Annotated in this window: 22 protein-coding genes and 2 pseudogenes; 13 read left to right on the forward strand and 11 right to left on the reverse strand. The window is 57.5% G+C overall.

The features are described from left to right. Positions 1-313: 313 nt before the first annotated feature. From gnd to DW49_RS0100265, 4 genes are read left to right on the forward strand one after another with little or no spacing between them, the layout of a single operon-like run. Positions 314-1,267: a phosphogluconate dehydrogenase (NAD(+)-dependent, decarboxylating) gene (gnd, locus tag DW49_RS0100250; protein ID WP_005618542.1), complete on the forward strand. Its 954-nt coding sequence runs from the start codon at positions 314-316 to the stop codon at positions 1,265-1,267. Beyond that, positions 1,267-2,799, forward strand: coding sequence for a glucose-6-phosphate dehydrogenase (zwf, locus tag DW49_RS0100255; RefSeq protein WP_005618541.1), 1,533 nt, complete (start codon positions 1,267-1,269; stop codon positions 2,797-2,799). Before gnd ends, zwf begins: the two co-directional genes overlap by 1 nt. Beyond that, positions 2,792-3,610 carry a Cof-type HAD-IIB family hydrolase gene (locus DW49_RS0100260; protein ID WP_005618540.1) on the forward strand — a complete coding sequence of 273 codons (819 nt, stop codon included), beginning with the start codon at positions 2,792-2,794 and terminating at the stop codon, positions 3,608-3,610. The genes zwf and DW49_RS0100260 overlap by 8 nt, the downstream gene beginning before the upstream one ends. A 52-nt stretch (positions 3,611-3,662) precedes the next feature. After that, positions 3,663-5,471 (forward strand): glycoside hydrolase family 15 protein, encoded by a 1,809-nt coding sequence (locus tag DW49_RS0100265; protein ID WP_029768727.1) that lies wholly within the window; start codon positions 3,663-3,665, stop codon positions 5,469-5,471. A 17-nt stretch (positions 5,472-5,488) separates the two neighbouring features. On the opposite strand, the gene alkB is transcribed toward DW49_RS0100265, so the two are convergent. Genes alkB through DW49_RS0100280 form a run of 3 tightly spaced genes read right to left on the reverse strand, consistent with a single transcriptional unit; the run spans position 5,489 to position 6,735 of the window. After that, a complete protein-coding gene (alkB, locus tag DW49_RS0100270) occupies positions 5,489-6,175 on the reverse strand; it encodes a DNA oxidative demethylase AlkB (protein WP_029768725.1) in 687 nt (228 codons plus the stop codon). A gap of 57 nt (positions 6,176-6,232) precedes the next feature. Beyond that, positions 6,233-6,415 carry a hypothetical protein gene (locus DW49_RS0100275; RefSeq protein WP_003380430.1) on the reverse strand — a complete coding sequence of 61 codons (183 nt, stop codon included), beginning with the start codon at positions 6,413-6,415 and terminating at the stop codon, positions 6,233-6,235. Between the two features lie 14 nt (positions 6,416-6,429). Next, entirely contained in the window at positions 6,430-6,735 is a 306-nt protein-coding gene (locus tag DW49_RS0100280; RefSeq protein ID WP_003380432.1) for a DUF1883 domain-containing protein, read from the reverse strand. Between the two features lie 167 nt (positions 6,736-6,902). Here DW49_RS0100280 and DW49_RS0100285 point away from each other — a divergent pair, with 167 nt between their 5' ends. Beyond that, complete coding sequence (locus DW49_RS0100285; protein ID WP_005618536.1) at positions 6,903-7,256, forward strand: hypothetical protein; 354 nt, start codon at positions 6,903-6,905, stop codon at positions 7,254-7,256. A gap of 72 nt (positions 7,257-7,328) precedes the next feature. Here the strand turns inward: DW49_RS0100285 and DW49_RS0100290 are convergent, their stop codons facing one another. Further along, the gene (locus DW49_RS0100290; RefSeq protein WP_003380436.1) at positions 7,329-7,610 is read right to left on the reverse strand and encodes a hypothetical protein; all 282 of its coding nucleotides are present in this window, start codon (positions 7,608-7,610) and stop codon (positions 7,329-7,331) included. A gap of 329 nt (positions 7,611-7,939) precedes the next feature. On the opposite strand from DW49_RS0100290, the gene galU reads away from it, so the two are divergent. The 3 genes from galU to DW49_RS0100305 all read left to right on the forward strand — a co-directional run bounded on the left by galU (position 7,940) and on the right by DW49_RS0100305 (position 11,588). Beyond that, entirely contained in the window at positions 7,940-8,779 is an 840-nt protein-coding gene (gene galU / locus DW49_RS0100295; RefSeq protein WP_003315315.1) for a UTP--glucose-1-phosphate uridylyltransferase GalU, read from the forward strand. Between the two features lie 103 nt (positions 8,780-8,882). Further along, entirely contained in the window at positions 8,883-10,241 is a 1,359-nt protein-coding gene (gene gorA / locus DW49_RS0100300) for a glutathione-disulfide reductase (protein ID WP_005618535.1), read from the forward strand. 63 nt (positions 10,242-10,304) lie between these two features. Further along, the gene (locus DW49_RS0100305) at positions 10,305-11,588 is read left to right on the forward strand and encodes a hybrid sensor histidine kinase/response regulator (protein WP_005618534.1); all 1,284 of its coding nucleotides are present in this window, start codon (positions 10,305-10,307) and stop codon (positions 11,586-11,588) included. Between the two features lie 10 nt (positions 11,589-11,598). Here the strand turns inward: DW49_RS0100305 and DW49_RS0100310 are convergent, their stop codons facing one another. Next, a complete protein-coding gene (locus DW49_RS0100310; protein ID WP_024421049.1) occupies positions 11,599-12,609 on the reverse strand; it encodes a DNA-binding protein in 1,011 nt (336 codons plus the stop codon). Between the two features lie 186 nt (positions 12,610-12,795). Between DW49_RS0100310 and DW49_RS0100315 the strand changes: the two genes are divergently transcribed. The 3 genes from DW49_RS0100315 to ahpF all read left to right on the forward strand — a co-directional run bounded on the left by DW49_RS0100315 (position 12,796) and on the right by ahpF (position 16,117). Continuing rightward, positions 12,796-13,755: a site-specific integrase gene (locus tag DW49_RS0100315; RefSeq protein WP_005618531.1), complete on the forward strand. Its 960-nt coding sequence runs from the start codon at positions 12,796-12,798 to the stop codon at positions 13,753-13,755. 110 nt (positions 13,756-13,865) lie between these two features. Further along, positions 13,866-14,429, forward strand: coding sequence for an alkyl hydroperoxide reductase subunit C (ahpC, locus tag DW49_RS0100320; RefSeq protein ID WP_003380444.1), 564 nt, complete (start codon positions 13,866-13,868; stop codon positions 14,427-14,429). Between the two features lie 125 nt (positions 14,430-14,554). Beyond that, the gene (ahpF, locus tag DW49_RS0100325) at positions 14,555-16,117 is read left to right on the forward strand and encodes an alkyl hydroperoxide reductase subunit F (protein WP_005618529.1); all 1,563 of its coding nucleotides are present in this window, start codon (positions 14,555-14,557) and stop codon (positions 16,115-16,117) included. 88 nt (positions 16,118-16,205) lie between these two features. On the opposite strand, the gene gloA is transcribed toward ahpF, so the two are convergent. Further along, positions 16,206-16,727, reverse strand: coding sequence for a lactoylglutathione lyase (gene gloA / locus DW49_RS0100330; RefSeq protein WP_005618526.1), 522 nt, complete (start codon positions 16,725-16,727; stop codon positions 16,206-16,208). A 102-nt stretch (positions 16,728-16,829) separates the two neighbouring features. Here gloA and DW49_RS0100335 point away from each other — a divergent pair, with 102 nt between their 5' ends. Further along, entirely contained in the window at positions 16,830-17,432 is a 603-nt protein-coding gene (locus DW49_RS0100335; RefSeq protein WP_024420516.1) for a DUF4946 domain-containing protein, read from the forward strand. 476 nt (positions 17,433-17,908) lie between these two features. On the opposite strand, the gene DW49_RS0100340 is transcribed toward DW49_RS0100335, so the two are convergent. The 5 genes and pseudogenes from DW49_RS0100340 to DW49_RS0100360 all read right to left on the reverse strand — a co-directional run bounded on the left by DW49_RS0100340 (position 17,909) and on the right by DW49_RS0100360 (position 22,217). Further along, positions 17,909-18,271, reverse strand: a complete 363-nt coding sequence (locus DW49_RS0100340) for a histone-like nucleoid-structuring protein, MvaT/MvaU family (protein WP_003380449.1) — start codon at positions 18,269-18,271, stop codon at positions 17,909-17,911. A 486-nt stretch (positions 18,272-18,757) separates the two neighbouring features. Beyond that, positions 18,758-19,853 (reverse strand): annotated as a pseudogene (locus DW49_RS01000000127905) (tetratricopeptide repeat protein). 156 nt (positions 19,854-20,009) lie between these two features. Beyond that, positions 20,010-20,171: pseudogene (locus DW49_RS1000000131505) on the reverse strand (TolC family protein); the annotation flags it as partial. Continuing rightward, on the reverse strand, positions 20,158-21,603 hold the full coding sequence (locus DW49_RS0100355) for an AMP-binding protein (RefSeq protein WP_005618521.1): 1,446 nt from the start codon (positions 21,601-21,603) through the stop codon (positions 20,158-20,160). The pseudogene DW49_RS1000000131505 and the gene DW49_RS0100355, both read right to left, overlap by 14 nt. Further along, positions 21,600-22,217, reverse strand: a complete 618-nt coding sequence (locus tag DW49_RS0100360) for a thermostable hemolysin (protein ID WP_024420515.1) — start codon at positions 22,215-22,217, stop codon at positions 21,600-21,602. The genes DW49_RS0100355 and DW49_RS0100360 overlap by 4 nt, the downstream gene beginning before the upstream one ends. A gap of 171 nt (positions 22,218-22,388) precedes the next feature. Here DW49_RS0100360 and DW49_RS0100365 point away from each other — a divergent pair, with 171 nt between their 5' ends. Beyond that, on the forward strand, positions 22,389-23,324 hold the full coding sequence (locus DW49_RS0100365; RefSeq protein ID WP_005618520.1) for a LysR family transcriptional regulator: 936 nt from the start codon (positions 22,389-22,391) through the stop codon (positions 23,322-23,324). Positions 23,325-23,617: the final 293 nt, after the last annotated feature.

Consider the following 23,617-nt stretch of genomic DNA (forward strand, 5'->3'; position numbering starts at 1 on the left):
TGCTCACCTCGCAAATGGCGGATTCAACCTCAGAAAGGTCCGTGGCAATGACTTTCAATCCATGAGCGCCGTTGCTTACCTCTCTATCGGCACCGATTTTGATTTCTTTTGCATGATTTTGGAACTTTTTTATTTTTAATTGTCGCGAATGTTTATTGATCGCGACAAAATGCACCATCGGAGGGCAATCCCGCCTTCACCTTCTTGCAAGGGAACCGACGTTCTGCCTCGCTTGACTAAACAGCATGCTCGCAACCCGTCGATGCGCTGGACGGCAAGTGGGGCACCTTTTTACGATTTAAGGAGCACCTTCATGCAACTTGGGATTATTGGACTGGGCCGCATGGGCGGCAACATTGCACGGCGACTGATGCTGGATGGTCACACTACAGTGGTGTATGACCGCGATGAGGCATCACGCAGCGCCCTGGCCAATGAGGGCTCTACTGCCGTTGCTGATCTGGCGGAACTGGTGAGTGCGCTGGAAAAACCCCGTGCAGTCTGGGTCATGCTCCCGGCAGGCGCCCCGACCGAAGACACCATTCAGACCCTCAGTCAGTTGCTTGAAGCCGACGACGTGATCATCGATGGCGGTAACACCTTCTACAAGGACGACATTCGTCGCGCGCAGGAACTGAGCGAAAAAGGCCTGCATTATGGCGTCTGGGGCCTTGAGCGCGGCTACTGCATGATGATCGGTGGCGACGTGGCGGAGGTAGAGCGTCTTGACCCGCTGTTCGCATCCCTCGCACCCGGCCTTGGTTCGATCGAGCGCACCCGCGGTCGTACCTCGACCGACGACCGCGCCGAGCGTGGTTACATCCATTCCGGCCCTGCAGGTTCGGGTCATTTCGTGAAGATGATCCACAACGGTATCGAGTACGGAATGATGCAGGCCTTCGCCGAAGGCTTCGACTTGCTCAAGCAGAAAAACTCCGAGCACCTGCCAGCCGAGCAGCGTTTTGACCTGAACACTGCTGATATTGCCGAAGTCTGGCGTCGTGGCAGCGTGGTTTCATCGTGGCTGCTCGACCTGACCGCCGATGCCCTGGCGACTGACCCGCAACTGGATGCCTTTTCCGGTTCGGTTGCTGACAGTGGCGAAGGACGATGGACCATCGAGGCGGCGATCGAGCAGGCCGTACCGGTTCCGGTGCTGTCCAGCGCCTTGTTCGCGCGCTTCCGCTCCCGTCAGACAAGCTCATATGCAGACAAGATGCTGTCTGCCATGCGCTTTGGATTTGGTGGCCACAAGGAACCCAAGTAATGGGGCTGTCGCGCGGCAGTGCCGAGCAAAAAGCCGAAGTTGCGCCCCCGACGACCCTGTTTCTGTTCGGTGCGCACGGTGACCTGGTCAAGCGTCTGCTGATGCCGGCGCTTTACAACCTGTCGCGCGACGGTCTGGTGGACGAAGGGCTGCACATCGTCGGCGTCGATCACAACGCGATCAGCGATGCAGACTTCGCCAAAAAACTCGAGAATTTCATCCGTGACGAAGCTGCCGGCAAAATTGCTGGCGGTGGCAAGGATCCTCTCGATCCCGCGCTGTGGAGCAAGCTTGCCGAGCGTATCAGCTATGTGCAGGGCGACTTTCTCGATGATTCGACCTATCAGGATATCGCCAGCAAGATCGAGAGCACCGGTGCGAAAAATGCAGTGTTCTACTTGGCTACCGCGCCACGGTTCTTTAGCGAGGTGGCCCAGCGCCTGGGGTCGTCCGGTTTGCTGCATGAAACCGATGACGGCTTCCGCCGGGTAATCATCGAAAAGCCGTTCGGCTCCGATCTGGCCAGTGCAGTAGAGCTCAATGGCTGCCTGCTCAAGGTCATGAGCGAAAAACAGATCTACCGAATCGACCATTACCTGGGCAAGGAGACGGTGCAGAACATTCTGGTCAGCCGTTTCTCCAATGGCCTTTTCGAGTCGTTCTGGAACAACCACTACATCGACCACGTGCAGATCACCGCTGCGGAAACCGTGGGTGTCGAGACCCGTGGCAGTTTTTACGAGCACACCGGTGCACTGCGCGACATGGTGCCCAATCACCTGTTCCAGTTGCTGGCGATGGTCGCGATGGAACCCCCGGCGGCATTCGGCGCCGACGCGGTCCGTGGCGAAAAAGCCAAGGTGGTGGGCGCGATCAGGCCGTGGAACAAAGAGGAAGCACTGGCCAATTCGGTACGCGGTCAGTATGCGCAGGGCACGATGGGCGACAAGGAGGTTGCCGGTTATCGCCAGGAAGATCGGGTCGAGCCTGACAGCACGACGGAAACCTATGTGGCGCTCAAGGTCATGGTCGACAACTGGCGCTGGGTGGGCGTGCCTTTTTATCTGCGCACCGGCAAGCGCATGAGTGCCCGCAGCACTGAAATTGCCATCTGTTTCAAACCTGCGCCCTATGCGCAATTTCGTGACACCGAAGTCGATCGTTTGAAGCCCAACTACCTGCGCATCCAGATTCAGCCTAACGAAGGCATGTGGTTCGACCTGTTCGCCAAACGGCCCGGCCCGACGCTGGACATGGAGGACATCGCGCTGGGGTTTGCCTATAAGGACTTCTTCGAGATGCAGCCTTCGACCGGCTACGAAACCCTGATTTACGACTGTCTGACAGGCGACCAGACGCTGTTCCAGCGTGCCGACAACATCGAAAACGGCTGGCGTGCGGTGCAGCCGTTTCTTGATGCCTGGGCCAGCCAGCCGGAAGTTCAGCTGTATGAGGCTGGCAAGAACGGACCTGATGCGGGTGACGAGTTGCTGAGTCGTGATGGTCGCGAGTGGAGAGATCTGAATGTCTGAGCCGTCTTCATCCTCTGTACAGTTTCTGTTGTCCGATATCGATGGCACGTTGTTGCGCCGCGATCACAGCCTGAGTCATGCCAACATCGAGGCGATCAGGCGCCTGCGTCAGGCAGGCATCCATTTCACCCTGGCCAGCAGCCGACCGCCAAGGGCCATGCGCCAGGTCATCGAAGCGTTGGGTGTCGATCTGCCAACGGTGGCCTTTAACGGCGGCACCATTACTCATCCCGATGGCAGCCTGCTCGCGGCTCATCGTATTGATCCGGCGGCGGTCAGGACCTGCCTTGACCTGTTCGCAGGGCATAACGTCGGCATCTGGGTGTTCGCCGATGATCAGTGGCTGCTGCTCGACCCTGGCGCGGACTACGTCGATCATGAGCGCGACGCGCTGGGCTACGATTATGTTCAGGTCGAGAGTTTCGAGCCGTACCTTGATCGCGTCGACAAGATCGTCGCAGCCAGTGCCGATTTCGAGCTGCTGAAGACCCTCGAGTCACAGCTCAACCCGCAGATCGAAGGCCTGGCGCTGGCCGCCCGCTCGCAAAAATACTACCTGGACGTGACCGCGCTGGACGCCAGCAAGGGCTCGGCACTGGTCGCGCTGGCGAAATACCTGGGTGTCGAGTTGTCCCGTACCGCAGCCATCGGTGATGGCGGTAACGACGTGGCGATGTTTCACGTAGCCGGGTTGTCCATCGCGATGGGGCAGGGTGAGCAGACAGTCAAGGGACAGGCTGACCATGTTACAGATAGCAATGAGCAGGACGGTGTTGCCAAAGCCATCGAGCGGTACATCCTGCCAGCCTGAACCGGCCTGTGGTACGCGCTGACAAACCCTCTCTCAAGACGGGCATTTCTGAATGGCTGCACTGATCGAAGACTACGCATTGCTGGGCAACTGTCAGACAGCTGCCCTGGTTGCCCGGGATGGCTCGCTGGACTGGTTGTGTTTCCCGCGCTTTGACTCGACGGCCTGTTTTGCGGCGTTGCTGGGCAGCGAAGAACACGGGCGCTGGAAGATCGCGCCACGCGCCGAGGTTATCGCGGTCGAGCGCCGTTATCGTGAAGGGACGCTGATTCTCGAGACCGTCTTCGAAACCCGTGACGGTCGCGCGATGTTGATCGATTTCATGCCCATGAACACCAGCGGCCATGTGGTGCGTATGGTGGTCGGGCTGAGCGGGCAAGTGGAGTTCGGCGTAGACCTTGCCATTCGCTTCGATTACGGCAGCAGCGTGCCGTGGGTCGAGCGCAAGGACGCGCATACGTTGACAGCGGTGGCCGGCCCCGAAATGCTGGTTTTGCACAGCCCGGTGGCCTTGCATCCGCAGGATCATCATACCGCCAGTCAATTTCAGGTCGGGGAGGGTGAGCGCAAGGTGTTCATTCTGGCGTACCAGCCTTCCTTCGAACCGTTGCGCGCACAGATCGATGCCGATCATGCGCTCGAGGCCACTGCAGCTTACTGGCGCGAGTTTTCTGATCGGTGCCCTGATGTCGGGCCGTGGACGGGTCAGGTGAAGCGCTCGCTGATCACCCTCAAAGCCATGACCTATGCGCCCACCGGCGGCATTGTTGCCGCCGTGACGACGTCGTTGCCCGAGCAACTGGGTGGCGAGCGTAACTGGGACTACCGCTATTGCTGGTTGCGCGACGCGACCATGACCCTGCTGGCTTTCATGAATCTGGGTTATTTCGAGGAAGCCACCGCCTGGCGCGACTGGCTATTGCGGTCGATTGCCGGCAACCCGGAACAGATACAGATCATGTACGGCGTGGGCGGTGAGCGGCGTCTGCAGGAATACGAGCTGCCGTGGTTGAGCGGCTACGAGCACTCGCTGCCGGTGCGGGTGGGTAATGGCGCGGCCAATCAGGTTCAGCTGGATGTCTACGGCGAAGTCGCAGATGCCATGATTCAGGCCCTTAAAGGCGGCATGCCGCAGCACCCGCGCAGCGTGGCGATTTCCAAGGTGGTGATGCCTTATCTGGCGAAGATATGGCACCTGCCAGACGCAGGAATCTGGGAGATTCGCTCCGAGCCACGTCATTTCACCCATTCCAAGGTCATGGCCTGGGTGGCCTTCGACCGCAACGCTACGCAGATCGCTCAGGCTGCCGAAGGCGAAGAAGATCGTGCTCTGGCGGAACACTACCGGCGAGTGGCGGATGAAATCCATGCGGATGTCTGTCGCCATGGCTTTGATGCCGAACTGGGCAGTTTCGTACAGACCTACGGTTCGGCAGAGGTCGATGCCAGTCTGCTGCAGATTGTCCTGACCGGGTTCCTGCCACCCGAAGACCCTCGTGTCATCGGCACTGTCGCGCAGATCGAGCGCACGCTGATGCAGGATGGCCTGTTACTGCGTTACGACAATGAGCGCAGCGTCGATGGCGTAGCGGGGCGCGAAGGGACCTTTCTGGTCTGTTCGTTCTGGCTGGCCGATGCCTACGTGCTGCTGGGCCGGGCCGATGACGCCGCAGCGCTGTTCGAGCGGTTGTGCGGTCTGTGCAATGACGTCGGGCTGCTGGCGGAGCAATATGATCCGAAGGATGGCCGGATGCTGGGCAATTTCCCGCAGGCGTTCAGCCACATCGGCATTATCAGTACCGCGCTTAACCTGCATCGAGCGGTCTGCCCTGCGTTGACACGGACTTCAGGGGCGCTTTAGGGGGCTTAGAAGGCCTGTCAGCTATCGTGACCGGCATTTCGGAACGTCAGGTTGATCCGTTGCTCGCCCAGCAATGGGTGGTCAGCCTGCTTTATCGGCAAGATGCCGTGGAAGCGCAGCCGGTCTTCGCCGCCCCAGACCACCACGTCACCATGAAACAGTGAAATGCGCCGGGTCTTGTCGCTGCGTTGCATGCCACCGAACTGGAAGACGGCCGGGATACCCAATGACACCGACACCACGGGCCAGCGATGGTCGTACTCGTTCTTGTCCTGATGCAGCGACATCTTTGCGCCGGGTATATAGCGATTGATCAGGCAGGCGTCAGGCACAAAACCGCGATAGCCGGCGGCGAGTGCGGCGTCCTGCGCCAGCTGCATGAAAACGTCCGGCATCGCAGGCCAGGGTTGCCCGGTCTGCGGGTCCACGTTGCTGTAGCGATAGCCGTGACGATCGGTGATCCAGCCCAGCGGCCCGCAACTGCTCAATGCAGCGGACATGCTCAGCCCGCCAGGTGTGAGCATGTGTCTGAACGGGGAGTGGCCCAGCGTCTGTTCAAGGGCAAGCAGCAGCGGCGGCATGGCAGGCAGCGCGAAACCGCTGAATAACCATGACCCCGGCCCGATCTGCTCGTCGAGTCGAGGCTGGGGTGTCTGGTCGGCAAACAGGTCCAGAGTGGCGGGAGTGTCACCTTTGCGTTGCATGATCGGGTCGAACACCTGGCAGTATCGTGTGCTTTGCTGAATCAGCGCTCCGTTTAATCAGAGCGCCTTGCTGACCTTGACGTCGGTAATCTGATCGTCGCCCGGGCCATGCATTTTCTTCAGGGCTGCCTCGGCTTCTTCTACCGAAGCCGACTGCAACTGGGCGAACTCGAAGCGGCGTTCGCCGTTGAGTTTGTAGCTGACGGCGAATTTGGTGGTACGCGGTGCTGGATTGTTCACGGTGACTCCTTGCATCATCCCAGGCGAGAGGTCGAGCGCCGGACGATTTTGATCTTGTGGGTAAAAGGCGGTTTGCGTCCGGCGTTGGTATCTACCTTGCGGCCTGCGGTGTCGATGGTGATGTTCCAGAAGCCAGTGCTGGGTGCAGCGATCTTGGCCGGGAAAGTGTCAAACGCACCGCCGTGATACGTGTGCCGACCACCGTTTTTGAAGCTGCGAAAATTCGCGTCGTTCATCAGGCGAATATTGCAGGTCTGGGAGCACTCGATAACGACCAGGTCGTCCTCGTTGAGATGCTCACGCTGGTGTACGAATTTCATGACGGGCTCCGAAGCGAGGGTTTTTCTGAAAAATCAAAACGATAGCATGTGACGCTCGCAATTTGACGCTCATGGCAGCTAATTTGCTGTGTTTCTCGCAAAAAACACCCGTGTCGGGATTTAATTGCGCCCAGGCTTGTCGTAGGACTTTTATTCGGAGGCTTTGTATGAAACTGGCTGCTGTAGTAGTCCTGGCTCTGGCGATGACTGGCTGTGCCACTGTGGATGACATCGAGCATACGCTCCCTACCATGAGCGTGATGTCGGGCAAGAAGCCTCAGGAATATGCGGACTGTTTCATTGGCAAGATCAGTAGCAGCCGCAAGCCCCCTTTGGTAGAGCCTCGTCATGACGGTTTGCGAGTCATCGTGGCGCAGAAGCTCAGCAAGTCGCCAGCGGCCGTCGTCGATATCGAGACCCGCTCGGGCGGCAGTACGATCAAGGTCCATGAGCGACTTTCCAATGTGCCTATCCGCTTCAGGGACGTTCAGAACGCCGCCGACGCGTGTATTTCCGGCTGATTGCACCCTGTTCGGATGCGCCCTTCTGGATCACGCCGCCCGGTGGTGTTTACACGGGGCGGCAGGCCTGACTTATTTACACACCACCAGCACGCTGCGGCTCTTGTAGTTACCGACGTCCACGCCCAGGGTCTTGTCGCTTTCCGCAGGCTGTGGCGTGCCGTCTGTACCGACGATTTCATAGCCTGTGCCTGCGCAGGACGCATCGGCCTTTTCATAGCAACTGGCCCATGACATGGCTTCGCCGGAGCAGTCGATGCTCAGCCCCTGTTTACCGTTTTTCAGGTAGGTGTTTGAGGCAGTCGCGCAGCCGGCAAGGCCCAGCACAGCAATAATGGACAGGAGTCTGATCATGTTTTTCGCTTCGATATAAGTTCAGAGAAAAGGCAACAGCGAGCGTTGGACTTTAAGTGGGTGCCATCGTTCCGCCATGTTTTACGTTATTGCACCCCTATTGCATCGGCTGATACTGGCGTTATCTTCAGCCTGATTGTCAGTAGAGTGGGGCAGTTTTATGCCCAAGCGGCGCCATTCGATGCTCGCAATATACGAGATTGTGCGGAACTATCTGGCTGTGGATTCCTCTATCATGGCATTGGACGGCCCGTGGCGGGTCATTGTAAGGTGGCCGCCGCCTGATTAGACTGGCTCGTTAACACCATCAGCCCTTACCAAGGACTTTTATGATCAAGAAATGCTTGTTCCCAGCAGCCGGTTACGGCACTCGCTTCCTTCCAGCGACCAAGGCCATGCCCAAGGAAATGCTGCCGGTGGTCAACAAGCCACTGATCCAGTACGGTGTTGAAGAAGCGCTCGCGGCAGGTCTGACCGAAATTTCCATCGTGACTGGCCGTGGCAAGCGCTCTCTTGAAGATCACTTTGACATCAGCTACGAGCTTGAGCATCAGATCAAAGGTACTGACAAAGAAAAGTACCTGGTCGGTATTCGCAAATTGATCGACGAGTGCAGCTTTTCCTACACGCGTCAGACCGAAATGAAGGGCTTGGGCCACGCTATCCTTAGTGGTCGTCCGCTGATCGGCAATGAAGCGTTTGCCGTAGTGCTGGCCGATGACTTGTGCGTCAACCTTGAAGGCGATGGCGTGCTGGCGCAGATGGTCAAGCTGCACAAGCACTATGGCTGCTCGATCATTGCCATTCAGGAAGTCGATCCGTCGGAAACCAACAAGTACGGCGTCATCGCTGGCGAAGAGATCAAACCAGGCTTGTTCCGCGTGACCGACATGGTCGAAAAGCCGAAGCCTGAAGATGCACCGTCCAACCTGGCGATCATCGGCCGTTACATCCTGACGCCGGACATCTTCGAAAAAATCGAACAGACCGAGCCAGGCAAGGGTGGCGAGATCCAGATCACTGACGCCCTCATGAAGCAGGCAGCGGAAGGTAACGTGCTGGCCTACAAGTTCAAGGGCACGCGCTTTGACTGCGGCGGCGCTGAAGGCTACATCGAAGCGACCAACTTCTGCTTCGAACATTTCTACAAAGCTGGCAAAGCGCATTGATTTTTGATTGATGACGTTTTTGCACAAGGCCACCTTCGGGTGGCTTTGTCGTTTCTGCCAGACCGCCAAGCGGTTATGCTGTGCCCCTGCCTAGGAGATATCAATGGCCTTTGATTTTGATCTGTTTGTAATTGGTGCCGGTTCGGGTGGCGTCAGGGCGGCGCGTTTTGCGGCCGGGTTCGGCGCGCGAGTGGCGGTGGCTGAAAGCCGTTATCTGGGTGGAACCTGCGTGAATGTGGGGTGTGTGCCCAAGAAATTGCTGGTGTATGGCGCGCATTTTTCCGAAGACTTCGATCACGCCAAGGGGTTCGGCTGGTCATTGGGGGAAGCCAGCTTTGACTGGTCCACGCTGATTGCCAACAAGGACCGCGAGATCAATCGCCTCAATGACATCTACCGCAAGTTACTGGTTGATAGCGGCGTCACTCTGCTGGAAGGTCATGCGAAGATCGTCGGCCCGCAGCAGGTCGAGATTAACGGCCAGACCCACAGCGCCGATCGCATCCTGATTGCAACCGGCGGCTGGCCGCAGGTGCCTGACGTGCCTGGGCGCGAGCATGCCATCACGTCCAATGAGGCCTTTTACCTCAAGGCCCTGCCAAAACGCGTGGTGGTGGTAGGTGGCGGGTATATCGCCGTGGAATTTGCGTCGATCTTCAATGGCCTGGGCGCCGACACCACGCTGGTCTACCGTGGCGAACTGTTCCTGCGCGGCTTTGACGGCAGCGTGCGTAGCCATCTTCATGAAGAGCTGCTCAAGCGCCACATGACGGTCCGCTTCAACAGTGATATCGAACGTATCGACAAGCAGTCTGATGGCAGTCTGCTATTGTCCATGAAGGGCGGTGGCACGCTGGAGACCGATTGCGTGTTCTATGCGACGGGTCGTCGGCCGATGCTGGATAACCTCGGCCTGGACAGTGTCGACGTCAAGCTCGACGAGCACGGCTACATCAAGGTCGACGAGCATTACCAGACCAGCGAGCCATCCATTCTCGCGCTCGGCGACGTCATAGGCGGTGTGCAGCTGACGCCGGTGGCGCTGGCTGAGGGTATGGCCGTGGCCCGTCGCCTGTTCAAGCCCGAGCAGTATCGTCCGGTAGACTACAATCACATTCCAACAGCGGTTTTCAGTCTGCCAAACATCGGCACTGTCGGTTTGACAGAAGAAGATGCGATCAAGGCGGGCCATGATGTGCAGGTCTTCGAGAGTCGGTTCAGGCCCATGAAGCTGACGCTGACCGACGATCAGGAGCGCACCTTGATGAAGCTGGTGGTGGACGCGAAGACCGACCGGGTGCTGGGCTGCCACATGGTAGGGCCGGATGCTGGCGAAATAGTGCAGAGCCTGGCGATTGCCATCAAGGCGGGTGCAACCAAGCAGGTGTTCGACGATACCATCGGCGTGCACCCTACGGCTGCAGAAGAGTTCGTTACCATGCGCACGCCTGCCAAGCGTTAAACCGCGCAGTACCCGGAGTTCAGGACGGTCTCCGGGTTAAAGCTTGAAAGGACGGATCCCTGAGTGAATAGAGAAAACCCCTCGGCCTGGATACCTCTGTATCCGACCAGGCAGGACTGTGAGGTCGCGCAGCCTGTCGATGTGCTGCGTGAGCGGACGCTGGCTGACAACATGAGTCAGCTGGCCTGGACTGCCAGCCCGCGTGGCCAGGTCCAGTGGTACAACGAGCGCTGGTACGCTTACACCGGCACTACGCTGGAGGCTATGGTGGCACTGGGCTGGCGCTCGGTCGTGCACCCCGAGCATCGCGAGCGGGTGATGGCGCGCTTGCAATACTGCTTTGCCACCGGCTCTGTCTGGGAGGACACCTTTGCCCTGCGCGGCAAGGACGGTGCCTTCAACTGGTTTCTGTCACGCGCACTGCCCATGCGCGATGCACAAGGGCACATCACCCACTGGCTGGGTACTCACACCGATATCACCGCTCAGGTCAATGCCGAAGAAGCGTTGCGCGAACTCAACGAAAGTCTGGAGTTGCGCGTGGCTGATCGTACCCGCGAACTGGCAAAGGCCAATGAGTTGTTGCAGGTCGAAATCGCGGAGCGTGCTCAGGCTGAAGAGGTGTTGCGCCATGCGCAGAAAATGGACGCCATCGGTCAATTGACCGGCGGCATTGCCCATGACTTCAACAACATGCTGTCCGGTGTGCTCGGCGCGCTGGAGATGATCAGGCTGCGCATGGGAGCGCAGCGCTTCGGTGAGGTGGATCGCTACGTGGACGCTGCGGTCAGTTCAGCCAATCGTGCTGCTGCGCTGACCCAACGATTGCTTACCTTTGCCCGCCGTCAGTCGCTGAGTGTCGGTACGGTGGATATCAATTGCATGGTGCGCTCGATGGAAGAGTTGCTGCGTGGCACGGTCGGCAATCATGCGCAATTGCACGTTGAGCTGGAGGAGGGGCTGAGCGCCATTCAGACTGACGAACATCAGCTGGAAAACGCGCTATTGAATCTGGTGATCAACGCGCGTGATGCTGTTCCTGTCGCTGGCTTGATCAGGGTTCGCAGTCAGGCTTTGCGGCTTGTTGCGCAGGATGGTGCTTTGGCTGCAGGCGACTATGTGCGGCTCAGTGTCGAAGACAATGGCTGTGGAATTGCCCAGGATGTCATCGATCGAGTGTTTGACCCGTTTTTCACGACCAAGCCCGTTGGCCAGGGAACAGGCCTGGGCCTGTCGATGGTTTACGGTTTCATCAAGCAGACTGGCGGGCATGTGCAGATAAAAAGCGAGCAGGGTCAAGGCACGCGGATTTGTCTGTACCTGCCGTGTGACGCAGCGACTGCCTGAAATCTGTCCCTTACGCTTTGTGGAGTGGCTTCTTTTTGCCCGTCGCAGGTTTTTCAGGCGGGTTAGCCTGTAGTTGCAGGTTTTCCAGTGCGACTTCCTTTTTGATCAGCAGCAGTTCCAGCATCCGGTTTTGCTGTTGGGCATCGGTCATGCTCTGTTTGAGCGCCGCACTTTCTTCCTGCAGGCTGCGTAGCCTTTCTTCCAGCAATGCGCACTGTGTGTGGGTGCGTTGCTGGTGTTCAACTGACGCAGCGGCCTGGGCGGTGGCGCGGCTCAGCTGATCTTTTTGGTCGTGCACGACACGCAGAGTGCTGCGGTTTTCAGCCAGCAACCGTTCGTTGTCGCGATTCAACTGCGTGATCTCTTCCTGGCGCATGGCGATGCCTTGCTGCGCCTGGCGCAATTCCATCTGCAATTGCTGAACCTGGCCTTCATGGCGCTGCTGCTCCTGCTCGCGCTGCTCCCTGATTGAGTTGCGGTAATGCTCCAGGGCTTCGCGGGCATGTTGGTGCTTTTCTTCAAGAGAGTGAATCTGGCCCTCCTTGTCTTGCAGGCGAGATTCCAGATCAAGATTGGCCTGCAGCAGCCTGGCGTGTTCGGTCTGGGCGCTTTGCAGCGTTTGCCGGGTCTGGAGCAGGGCGGTGGCCTGATGTTCGACGGTCTCGTCGCGTTGCTGCAGGTGTTCCTGCAACTCACTGATCTGTCGCCGGGCTGTCGCCAGTTGTTGCAGCAGGTCATTGCAGCTGGCCTGGTACTTATCGTGCGCCTCATCTATGCGCTCTTGCGCCTGTTCGTTAAGGCGCTGGGCTAGGTGAGCCACCAGATCGCTCAATTCTTCATTGATGTCCGGCGCTGGCGCGTGCGTGTCATCCAGCTCCTTGAGGTAGCGATGAATCGTGGTTTTCGAGCCGGTATTACCCATTTCGATGCGTACCGCATCAATACTCGGGTTCTCGCCTCTGGCCAGCAGCGAAGCCCTTGCCTTGAGCACCAATGCCTTGTTTACGCCGCCCCGAGCCATGCTTTCTCCTACGATTTCGTACTGTGGTATGTACCCTGTAATTACATACTATATTATCTAAAATAAATCCGCATAATTTGAATTAATTAACATGGGATATTGGCGTATTATCCCGTGTCAGGCGCTGTCAGCGGCCTTTTGAATGCCTTTTCCGGTACACCCGCAGGCTTTGAGCAATGAGCAGCCATGAATGACGTCGATCGCTATATAGACGCCGCGACCCGTGACAACACGCGCCGCAGCTACCGGGCGGCCATCGAACATTTCGAGGTGACGTGGGGCGGGTTTCTGCCGGCAACCAGCGAAAGCGTCGCGCGCTACCTGGCCTGCTATGCAGGAACGTTGTCGGTCAATACCTTGAAGCTGCGTCTGTCGGCGCTGGCCCAATGGCATGTCAGCCAGGGTTTTGTCGACCCCACCAAGGCGCCGATGGTGCGCAAGGTCATCAAGGGCATTCGTGCGCTGCACCCGGCACAGGAAAAACAGGCCGAGCCTTTGCAGTTGCAAGACCTCGAAAAGGTCATCGCCTGGCTGCAGCTCGAAATACAGGACGCGGCCGCGCAGCACGATCAACCGCGCCTGCTGCGCTGTCGTCGTGATTCGGCGCTGATTCTGCTGGGTTTCTGGCGGGGTTTTCGCAGCGATGAGCTATGCCGTCTGCAAGTGCAGGACATCAAGGCCATCGCCCACTCGGGTATCACCCTGTATCTGCCGCGCAGCAAAGGGGATCGTGACAACCTGGGCAGGACTTATCAGACACCCGCCTTGCAGCGGTTGTGCCCGGTGCAGGCCTACATCGAGTGGGTCAACTGTGCGGCGCTGGTGCGCGGTCCGGTGTTTAGAGCCGTTGACCGGTGGGGCAATCTGCAGGAGGAGGGGCTGCATGCCAACAGCGTCATTCCGTTGCTGCGTCAGGCGTTCGAACGCGCAGGCATTGCAGCCGAGCATTACACCAGCCACTCGCTGCGTCGTGGCTTTGCCTGCTGGGCGCATGCCGCTGGCTGGGATCTCAAGTCGCTGATGGCTTATGTCGGCTGGAGGGACATCAAGTCGGCGATGCGTTACATTGACGCCGCGCCGTTTCCAGGCAACCCGGAGAGCGGAATCGGCCTGAAGGTTTCTTCTATTGATAAGCTGCCTTCATAGTGAAAAGCAATCAGTGACATCAGGTTTGCCAATGAGCGATTGTCACGGATGATGCGTAAGCTTCACTCCATCGAATTCACAACCCATCCAAACCATCAGGAGATATACCGATGCCTATCATCAACAGCCAGGTAAAACCGTTCAAGGCTACCGCTTTCAAGAACGGCTCTTTCGTTGACGTTTCGGACGCCGACTTCAAAGGCAAGTGGTCTGTCGTATTCTTCTACCCGGCCGACTTCACCTTCGTATGCCCGACCGAGCTGGAAGACTTGGCTGACAACTACGACACCTTCCAGAAGCTGGGCGTAGAAATCTACAGCGTCTCGACTGACACCCACTTCGCTCACGCTGCATGGCACAACACTTCGCCAGCAATCGGCAAGATCCAGTACACCATGATCGGTGACCCGACCCTGGCCATCTCGCGCAACTTCGACGTGTTGATCGAAGAAGCAGGCCTGGCGGATCGCGGTACGTTCGTGATCAACCCTGAAGGTCAGATCAAAATCGTTGAACTGAACGACGGCGGCGTTGGCCGTGACGCTTCCGAGCTGCTGCGCAAGATCAAGGCCGCTCAGTACGTTGCTGCTCACCCGGGCGAAGTCTGCCCTGCCAAGTGGAAAGAAGGCGAGGCCACTCTGGCTCCGTCTCTGGACCTGGTTGGCAAGATCTGATTCACATGAATCGGCTGGGGGCGTTGAGCTCTTGAGCAAGTAAACCGCATCGCCCCATAAAACGCCCGGGCGGTAATCGCCTGGGCGTTGTTATTTCTACCCTTTGTAAAACAGGAAGTCGCCACATGTTGGACGCCAATCTTAAAGCCCAGTTGAAATCCTACCTGGAGCGGGTCACTCGCCCCATCGAGATCGTCGCGTCCCTTGATGACGGCGCGAAGTCTCAGGAAATGCTTGCACTGCTCAACGATGTGATCAGTGTTTCCAAAGACGTCACCCTGAATGACAGCGGCACCGACGTACGTACGCCGTCGTTCTCGCTGAACAGCCCTGGCCACGATATCAGCCTGCGTTTCGCCGGTATCCCCATGGGCCACGAATTCACCTCGCTGGTTTTGGCGTTGCTGCAAGTTGGCGACTACCCACCCAAGGTCAGTGCGGAAACCATCGAACAGGTTCGCGCTCTGCAAGGCGAGTTCCATTTCGAAACCTATTTCTCGCAGTCCTGCCAGAACTGCCCGGACGTCGTCCAGGCGTTGAACCTGATGGCAGTATTGAACCCTGGCATCAAGCACGTCGCCATCGACGGCGCGCTGTTCCAGGACGAAGTCACCGAACGCAAGATCATGTCGGTGCCGAGCATCTACCTGAACGGCGAGCTGTTCGGCCAGGGCCGTATGGGCCTGGAAGAAATTCTCGCCAAGATCGACACCGGTGCCGGTGCGCGTCAGGCCGAGAAGCTCAACGCCAAGCAGTCCTTTGATGTGCTGGTGGTGGGTGGCGGTCCTGCCGGTTCGGCGGCTGCGGTCTATGCCGCCCGCAAAGGCATCCGCACCGGTGTTGCAGCCGAGCGTTTCGGCGGTCAGGTGCTCGACACCATGGCCATCGAAAACTTCATCTCGGTACAACACACCGAAGGGCCGAAGCTGGCTGTTGCGCTCGAAGAGCACGTCAAGCAGTACGAAGTCGACATCATGAACCTGCAACGCGCCGACAAGCTGATTCCGGGCGCAGCCGGTGAGTTGCACGAAGTGAAGTTCGCCAGCGGCGCGAGCCTCAAGGCCAAGACGGTCATCCTTGCTACTGGCGCGCGCTGGAGGGAGATGAACGTTCCCGGTGAGCAGCAATACCGCAACAAGGGTGTGGCTTATTGCCCGCACTGCGACGGTCCGCTGTTCAAAGGCAAGCGCGTTGCCGTTATTGGTGGCGGTAACTCGGGCGTCGAAGCGGCAATCGACCTGGCGGGTATCGTGTCTCACGTCACGCTGCTGGAATTCGACGTGCAACTGCGCGCCGATGCAGTGCTGCAACGCAAGCTGCACAGCCTGCCGAACGTCACCGTGCTTACCAGTGCGCAAACCACTGAAGTTACTGGCGACGAGCAGAAGGTCAATGGCCTGCGCTACAAGAACCGCACGACTGGCGAAGAAATCACCATTCCTCTGGAAGGCATTTTTGTGCAGATCGGCCTGCTGCCCAACAGCGAATGGCTCAAAGGCGCCCTTGAGTTGTCGCCGCGTGGCGAGATCGTGGTGGATGCGCGTGGTGAAACGTCAGTGCCGGGGATCTTCGCCGCCGGTGACGTGACCGTGACGCCGTACAAGCAGATCATCATCGCCCTGGGCGAGGGTGCCAAGGCCTCGCTGAGCGCTTTTGATCACCTGATCCGTACCTCCGCGCCAGCCTGATGGCTTAGCGGTCAATAAAAAACCCCGTGAGCAATCACGGGTTTTTTTTTCGCTTATCGTTCAGTATCAGAACGATTCACGCAGGGCCTCAGAGCGGTGTTGGCTGGATGATCTCTACCCAGTAGCCGTCCGGGTCCTTGATGAACGCCAGGCTGTTCATGCGGCCATCGGACAGGCGTTTCTGAAAGTCTACACCCAACGCTTCGAAGCGCTCGCAGGCGACCTTTACGTCGGGTACGGACACGCAGATGTGACCAAAGCCGCGCGGGTCGCTGTTGCCGTTGTGATACGAGGCTGTCGCATCGCTTTCTGTCCCGTGGTTGTGGGTCAGCTCCAGAATGCCCGGGATCGATTTCATCCACTTGTTGCGTGCAGCGTCGTCGTCCGGGATGTGTGCCTTGTCCACCAGCGCAAGGAAGTACAGGCTGAACTCAGCTTCCGGGAAGTCACGTTTTTCAACCAGGCTGAAGCCCAGCACGCGGGTGTAGAAGTCCAGCGATTGGGTGATGTCCTTGACGCGCAGCATGGTGTGATTGAACACAAACTGCCGGGTAGCCGCTTCAGGGTTGGCTGTCACGCCCGGTAGTGTGTTGAGTTCGTGCAAGCTCATGAATATGTCTCCAACAGAATGTACAAATTAGTGCCAAATGATACGGGGCAGGGCGGTCAGTGCCAAACCCTGGCCCGGATAACATCGTTATGCCCTTGCTCGATGCCGGTAACAGGCTCAGAATTTCAGGTCCACCGTTCTGGCGACCTGACCATGATTGCTTTGCAATACCGACGTTTCTTGCCAGGCCTGTGCCTGCTGCTGTGCGCTGCACATGCCCATGCCACCGATGCGATGATCATCTGGCCTGCGGGCTGGGAGGTCGAGTCGTTACCGACCGAGTCGGACACGCCCGTTCAACCCTCCGTGCAGGTCAGACAGCGCGCGGTTAAAAACGATCAAAGTGGAAACCCGCTGATGGTCATGGAATTGACCCAGACGCGCCTGAGCCCCGGTCATGAGGTCAATGTTCAGGGGGTGCTGCTGGAGATGCGCAAATCCGTGCAGGTCAATTTCGCCCGCAGCGGTCTGCAAAGTGTCTGCACGCATGTTCGTAAGAGCCAGCTGAGCGTCGTGCCGGCGCTGGAAACCACCTGCACCATCACTCAGAACGGTGTGCATGTGCTGACCCAGACGCTGGTGGCGGCTGCCAATAAAGAGATGGCCTGGTCGCTGTCGTACGCAGGGTCGGCTGAAGGTTATGCAGCCAACAAGGACGAGGCGTTACGCATTCGCGAGAGTCTGCGTCTGGATGCCGAGCAGTAAGGCGGGGCTTTTCTGCAGGCAAAAAGAAGCCCGCCGAGGCGGGCATGGGGCGCTATTCCTTTAGCGGTCTTCATCATCCGAGATTCCATGTGAAAAAAGTGTGAAGCTCTACCGCCTCGCTCACCCGGCGCCTCTCGACGCGTCCGGTTACAAAATCTGTTATATGTCATTACTGGAGATAAACTGAATAATTACTCTACCCGGTTCAGGTATTGTTCAGTTTTGTAACTGTGCAGTGAATCGCATCAGCCGCACTTTATTGGCGTCATTATTCTCGCGGTATTAATACCGCCTGCCACCGAAGTTTGATGTACCGGCCAGTTCACTTAATGATCTGTATGAATGTCAGATTGTGTCGAGGTGCTGCGCAGTTGTTACGCATGCTCACGCGGCGGCAATGCGCTGACGATTGACGGGCGCGCAGGCCGGTAAAAAAAAGCCCTGCAAGTGCAGGGCTTCAAATGACGTAGTTGCAATCAGGCACGAAGCCACGAATCAACAGTGTCCACACCGTACTGTTCTTTCCAGGCTTTGAGACCGCGGTGGTTGCCACCCTTGGTTTCAATCAGCTCGCCGGTGTGCGGGTTTTGATAAACCTTGACCACGCGTGCACGACGGCGCTTGGGCCCGGCGGGCGCAACCAGCGACGTAGAGCTTGAAGGGTCAAGGATAGCGATGATGTCACGCAGGCTTTTGCCGTAGGTGCCCATCAGGGTCTGGAGCTTTTGCTCGAATTCGATCTCCTTCTTCAATCCGGCGTCATTTTTCAAGGATTCCAGCTGTGCAAGCTGCTCTTGAAGGGCTTTCTCTGCTGCTCGAAACTCGGCAAGTCTGGACAAGTAATACACTCCAACAATGTAATGGCTGTTGTCAGCCCTATAAAGCGATGAGACCAAACTATTTGGCCGATTCGCTCAATCAATTCTGCCCGCTACCTGCCGTTTCTATGGTGAAACTTGGCCTTTTCGGCTTGTCATTGCGCAGATAGAGGGTGTTTATAACTCAGTAGCACGCAAATGATGCACCTTTTTTTTCAGTTAGAAAATAGTCTTCTTCAAATTCCTTAAATGAACCCGCTCGCCACGGTTGGATATAGGTGACGATTTCTGGGTACTCGGGCGCGGTGCGTTGTAAGTTATTTCCGATAATAGTCGCTGATGAGAAACGTGCCATGTGAGAAGGGCTCGCATAAAAAAAGAAACATCTGACAGGCATGAAGGCTGTCAGGTGTGGGAGAGGCAGGAATGTCCGTAGGCAGCGAGTTGAAAGGCCTGCAGCCGTGCCAAGGGATGGCCTTTGGCCTGCCTTTTTGTCGTTTTTTGACTCTACAACTCCTGTTGCAGCACCGGGTCGTCGGGATTCTGCTGCTCAAGCTCCGCCAACAATATCTGGACATTCTGCAACTGACCGGTTTCTTTCCAGTACTGAATCAGCAGCACCCTGGCTTTGCGGTTGGCGGGTTGGTTTTGAACGATCTGCGTCAGCTGCTTTTGCGCCGCCTCAAGCTCGTTCAAGGAATGCAGTGCTACCGCCAGATCGTAGCGATAGTCGTTGTTGTCGGGTGCCAGCTCGGTGGCCTTGGCAAGGCTAAGCAATGCAAATTCGGCCTGCCCGTGGTTCAACAGCCACATACCCAGTGCGTGCTGGAGGATTGACGAGCCGGGGTTGCGCTCAAGCAGCCCGGCAAACAGACTGCGCGCCTGTTCGGCCTGGCCTTTGCGGTCCAGCAGCTCGATGTGGGCGAGTGCCGCTTCAATATTGCCGGGGTCCAGCGATGTGGCCCGTTGCAACGCCGCAACCGCAGGTTCAAGGTCGCCGGTCTGCAGATACAGTCTGGCCAGTTGCAGCTGGTTCTGAGCATCCTGCGGCTGGCTTTTGAGCGACTCCTGAAACGCCTCGGCACTTTGTTGCAGGACGGCGAAGTACAGGGCCCAGCTCGTCGGGTGACAAGCCGAGCAGCGCACGGGTGGCGTGAAACCTGACCGATTGCTCGGGGTCGTCCAGCAGTGGGCCCAGTAACAGGCTGCGCTGGCTGTTGGAGACCAGCTTCACGCTGGCGTCGATGGCTGCCTTGCGCACCTGATCGGAAGCGTTGCCAAGGCCTGCGTCGAGCAGCTTGAGCGCTTGAGGGCTGGGATAATCGCTCAATTCGGCGAGCAGCGTGATGCGTTGCTCGTCAGACAAATCGGTGCGAGCCAGTTGCTGATACAGCACGCGCGCTGCGCCGGGCTTGCCGTCATGTGCCTGCTCCAGTGCCTGGGCGTAGGTATGGCTCAACTTGACTGGCGTTGTCTGTACTGGCATGCGCCACCACCAGAACGCCAGCGCAAGCGTCAGCAGCGCCGCGGCCGCTGCGCCTGTCTGCCAGCGACGTCGAGTAGTGGGTTGAGGCGATAACCCCTTGAAAGGCAGTCTGGGCATATCGGTTTCCAATGCTTGACGGGTTGCAGCTTCGGGGAGTCGATGGCAGCTGTCAAACGGCAATCTTACGGGCATTGAACGGCTGGCAGAAAAAAGCCCTGCGCCTTTGGGGGCGCGGGGCGTTTTACACGGCGTTACATTTATTGGACTTGCGTATCAGGCTTGCGGCTGCCAGCCACCGCCCAGCGCCTTGTAGATTGCCACGATGCCGCGATACAGCTCGATTTGTGCCTGGGCCTGAGAGTCCTCGGCCGTCAGACGCTCGCGCTCGGCATCCAGCAACACCAGAAAATCGGCGGTGCCTTCACGGTATTGCACCGAGGCGAGTCGGGCGCTCGATGTCCGAAAAGCGTCGGGTTGACCAAGAAGCTAACTCGTCGCGGTCCGGCGCCGACTCGACACAGAGCAGCGCCACCAGGCCATGGGTTTCATCGAAGAACACGGCGGCATCGCGTACGCCGGGAAACTCGCGGTATTCCAGTTCGACTTGCTCCGGGCTGACGTTGCGGCCATTGGGCAGGCAGATCACATTCTTCTTGCGGCCACGGACGTAGAGATAGCCGTCGGCATCCAGTTCGCCCAGGTCGCCGGTGTCCATCCAGCCGTCGTCGGACATCGAGCAGGCGCTCGGGTCCTTGCCGGAGTAACCGCTGAACAAGGAGCCGCTCTTGACCTCGATGGTCTGGTCGGCGCCGATGCGCACCTGCACATGCGGCAAGGGTTTGCCGACGCTGCCCAGCCGCTGGTGCTGAGCGGTATTCATGCTGACCACCGAGGCGTTTTCGGACAGTCCATAACCCTGGAACACCGGGATGCCGTCCTCGGCGAGGGCGTTGAGGATGTCGATGCTGACCGCCGCGCCGCCGCAGGTGATATGCACGCCAGAATGCAGATATTGAGACAAGTGATCGCGTTGCGCACCGCCTTGGGCGAGTTGCTCGTAGAAGCGATTGATCATCACTGGCGGGACCGTTAGCGCCGTCGGTTCGACTCGCAGAATCCACGCGATCAAACGTTGCGGCGAAGTGCCCGGTTCGCCGAGCAATGGTTCGCCTTCTGGCAGGAAGTACACAGTGCCGCCGGCCAACAGCGGCAGATACGCGGCAGTGACTTGTTCAAGTAGCAGGCTCAACGGCACCAGCGACAGGTAACGGCGATGGGCGTCGACCGGCATTCCTTGGCGGAGGGAGTTCAACACCGCGCCGACTGCCGCCGTGCCCAGGCGCACGCCCTTAGGACGGCTGGTCGTGCCCGAAGTGTGAATGATTTTGCAGATCCAGTCGCTGACGCCTTCCGGCTCACGCAGCAATGGCTGCTCAAGGGCTGGTTCGCTGAGGCGCCTCAAGCGACTCTCGGGAAAATCCAACATCCAGCGTTCGGCCAGGATGCGTTCGCCGGCGGCATCCACCAGAAAACCGTCGCAACGCTCGGCCAAATGTTCGGCTTGGGCCTGGCTGAACGCCAGCGGCAAAGGCAGAGCGGTAATCCCGGCAAACAGGCACGCCAGATCGGCCACCAGCCAGTCGCTGCTGTTTCGCGTCGCAATGCCCAGCACGACGTGGTCGCCATGGGCCGGGGTGTCAAAACGCCGTTGCAATTCAGCTGCGAGGTTCAACGTCCGAGATTCCAGTTCGCCGAAGGTCATGACCGTGGCGTTTTCCAGCCCGGACGCGGCGCTATCGACGACACAGACTTTCTCGCGATTGACCTGTAGCGCCTGACGCAGGTCTGCAATAAAGCGGTCACTCATGATTGCGCCCTCTCCGGCAGGTCCGTCGGCAATTGGGTAAACAATGTACCGAGGGTCATGGCGGCGAATCGCGAACGTTTCGGGTCCACCCGGATAAAACCGGTGACCGGCATTTTCGAGTAATAAGACCCCCAGTTCTTCCCGCCATCGTTGGCCAGGCGCTCTGGATCAGCTGTCAACAGCGGTTCGAAATCGATCTGGCAGCTTTCCATCATTTCCCGGACCCGGGGTGTGACGGTGCACAGTAGATAGTGACCACCCATGCACCAGGCCAACAATGGGATCATGTTGACCATGATCATTCCGGCCGTCAGGTGATGGGAAATCAAACTACCGATTTCAACAATAGTTGACCGATCGATAGGTTTTTCAAAACGGTCGGAGAGTATCTTTTCTATCGGTTGCGACAGATATTGTTCAGAGAAGAGTGTGCGGTGATCTGCAAACGTTATACCGGCACAAGAGAGGATGCGACCCTCATTATCCAGAGTCATCGCAAAATACTGCGGGCTGGGCTCTACTGTTGCCTTATAAGAACTGCGAAATTTTTCCTTCACAATTTCAGTGGCTTGCACCCATAATGGTGTATGGCTTTCTGTGACACGTACTAACACTTTGACCTCCTAGTCCCTGTTCGCGACGCCTGTTAAAGTGAGCGATAATGTATTAAGGAAACCCCAGAAAGGCTATTTAAAAAATAAATTGCGTCTGTTATATTGTAAATAATAAGTAATTTTTTTCAAAAAAAATAATGACTCACGTGGATTTTCACCGAGAAGAATTTTATGATTATTAGTAATTTGCTCAGAAAACTCGATATGCAGGATCTGATGGTGTTCGTTGCCGTATACGAAAAAAGCAGCGTCACAGAGGTCTCTGAAGCCCTTTGCGTCAGCCAGTCCACCGTCAGTTACTGCTTGAAAAAGTTGCGTATGTGCTTCGACGACGAGCTGTTCATCAAAACCCGTAATCGCATGTGGCCGACTAAAAAGGCCGCCACCATGTATGGCCATATCCTGAAAATCCTGAAAAGCATAAACATATGCCATTCCGGCTTGCATGCATTCGACCCTACGCAAAAAGAGATTACTTTTAATGTCTGTGCACCAGAGTACTTTGAGCTTTTGATACTTCCAAGCTTGCTGAAGCGCTTTATTAGCAGTTGTTTTCCGGTCGTTGTGAACATCCAAAAGTTTCACAAAGATATTCCAGCCGAAGAGCTTATCGACGGTCGCTTTGATCTGGTTATTTGTTTCGGCCCCAACTTCCATAGCAGCTTCGAAAATTTGAAGTCACAAGTTCTGCTGGAAGATGATCTTGTCTGTGTCGTTGATAAAAATGCTGCCCCGCCGGAGGGTGAATTCAGCCTAGACAGCTTTGTTGCACGTCAGCACATCTTCCCCACCCCGTGGACTTCAGACACTAACATGGTGGATGGCTGGCTCAGCCAAAGGGCTTACAGCCGCAGGATAGCGGCTCGAGCCAATAGTTACGTTGCGGCACTGTATATGATTCCTGGAACCGATTTCGTGCTGACGTTGCCTCGGCGTGTCCAGATGCTGATCAGTAATGAAGACAAATTCGCACACTGCCAACCGCCCACCGGTTTACCCAGCTTTACGCTCGACATGTTGTGGAACGAAAAGTTGGGGCAGGACAGCGTGAGTCACTGGTTTCGCGAACAAATTGTCAGCGTCTGTGCACAAGATGGCCTGCTGTAATAAAGAACTATTAACACACCACTTCAGATTGAATGACCCACCGAAGCCAAATTCGGCGTATCACCTCAGCACATGGCAGGTGGGTCGTTATCGCGACAGTCTGGCGCTGATCGCTTTCTGCCGGCAGGTAGCGTTACCTACACGATGTGTCCCAAATCTAACACTGAAGTCTCCTACAGGGCATTCTCCTGACACCATCGTTCCGTAACGATAGTTCGCACACGCTCCAGTGCGCGGCAAAGTCGCTGCACCCACAAGCCCGCCCAGTCGCGCAATGGATAAGTGCCGCAGCC

This window comes from Pseudomonas avellanae BPIC 631 (genome assembly GCF_000444135.1).
In the GTDB taxonomy this organism is placed as follows: Bacteria; Pseudomonadota; Gammaproteobacteria; order Pseudomonadales; family Pseudomonadaceae; genus Aquipseudomonas; species Aquipseudomonas avellanae.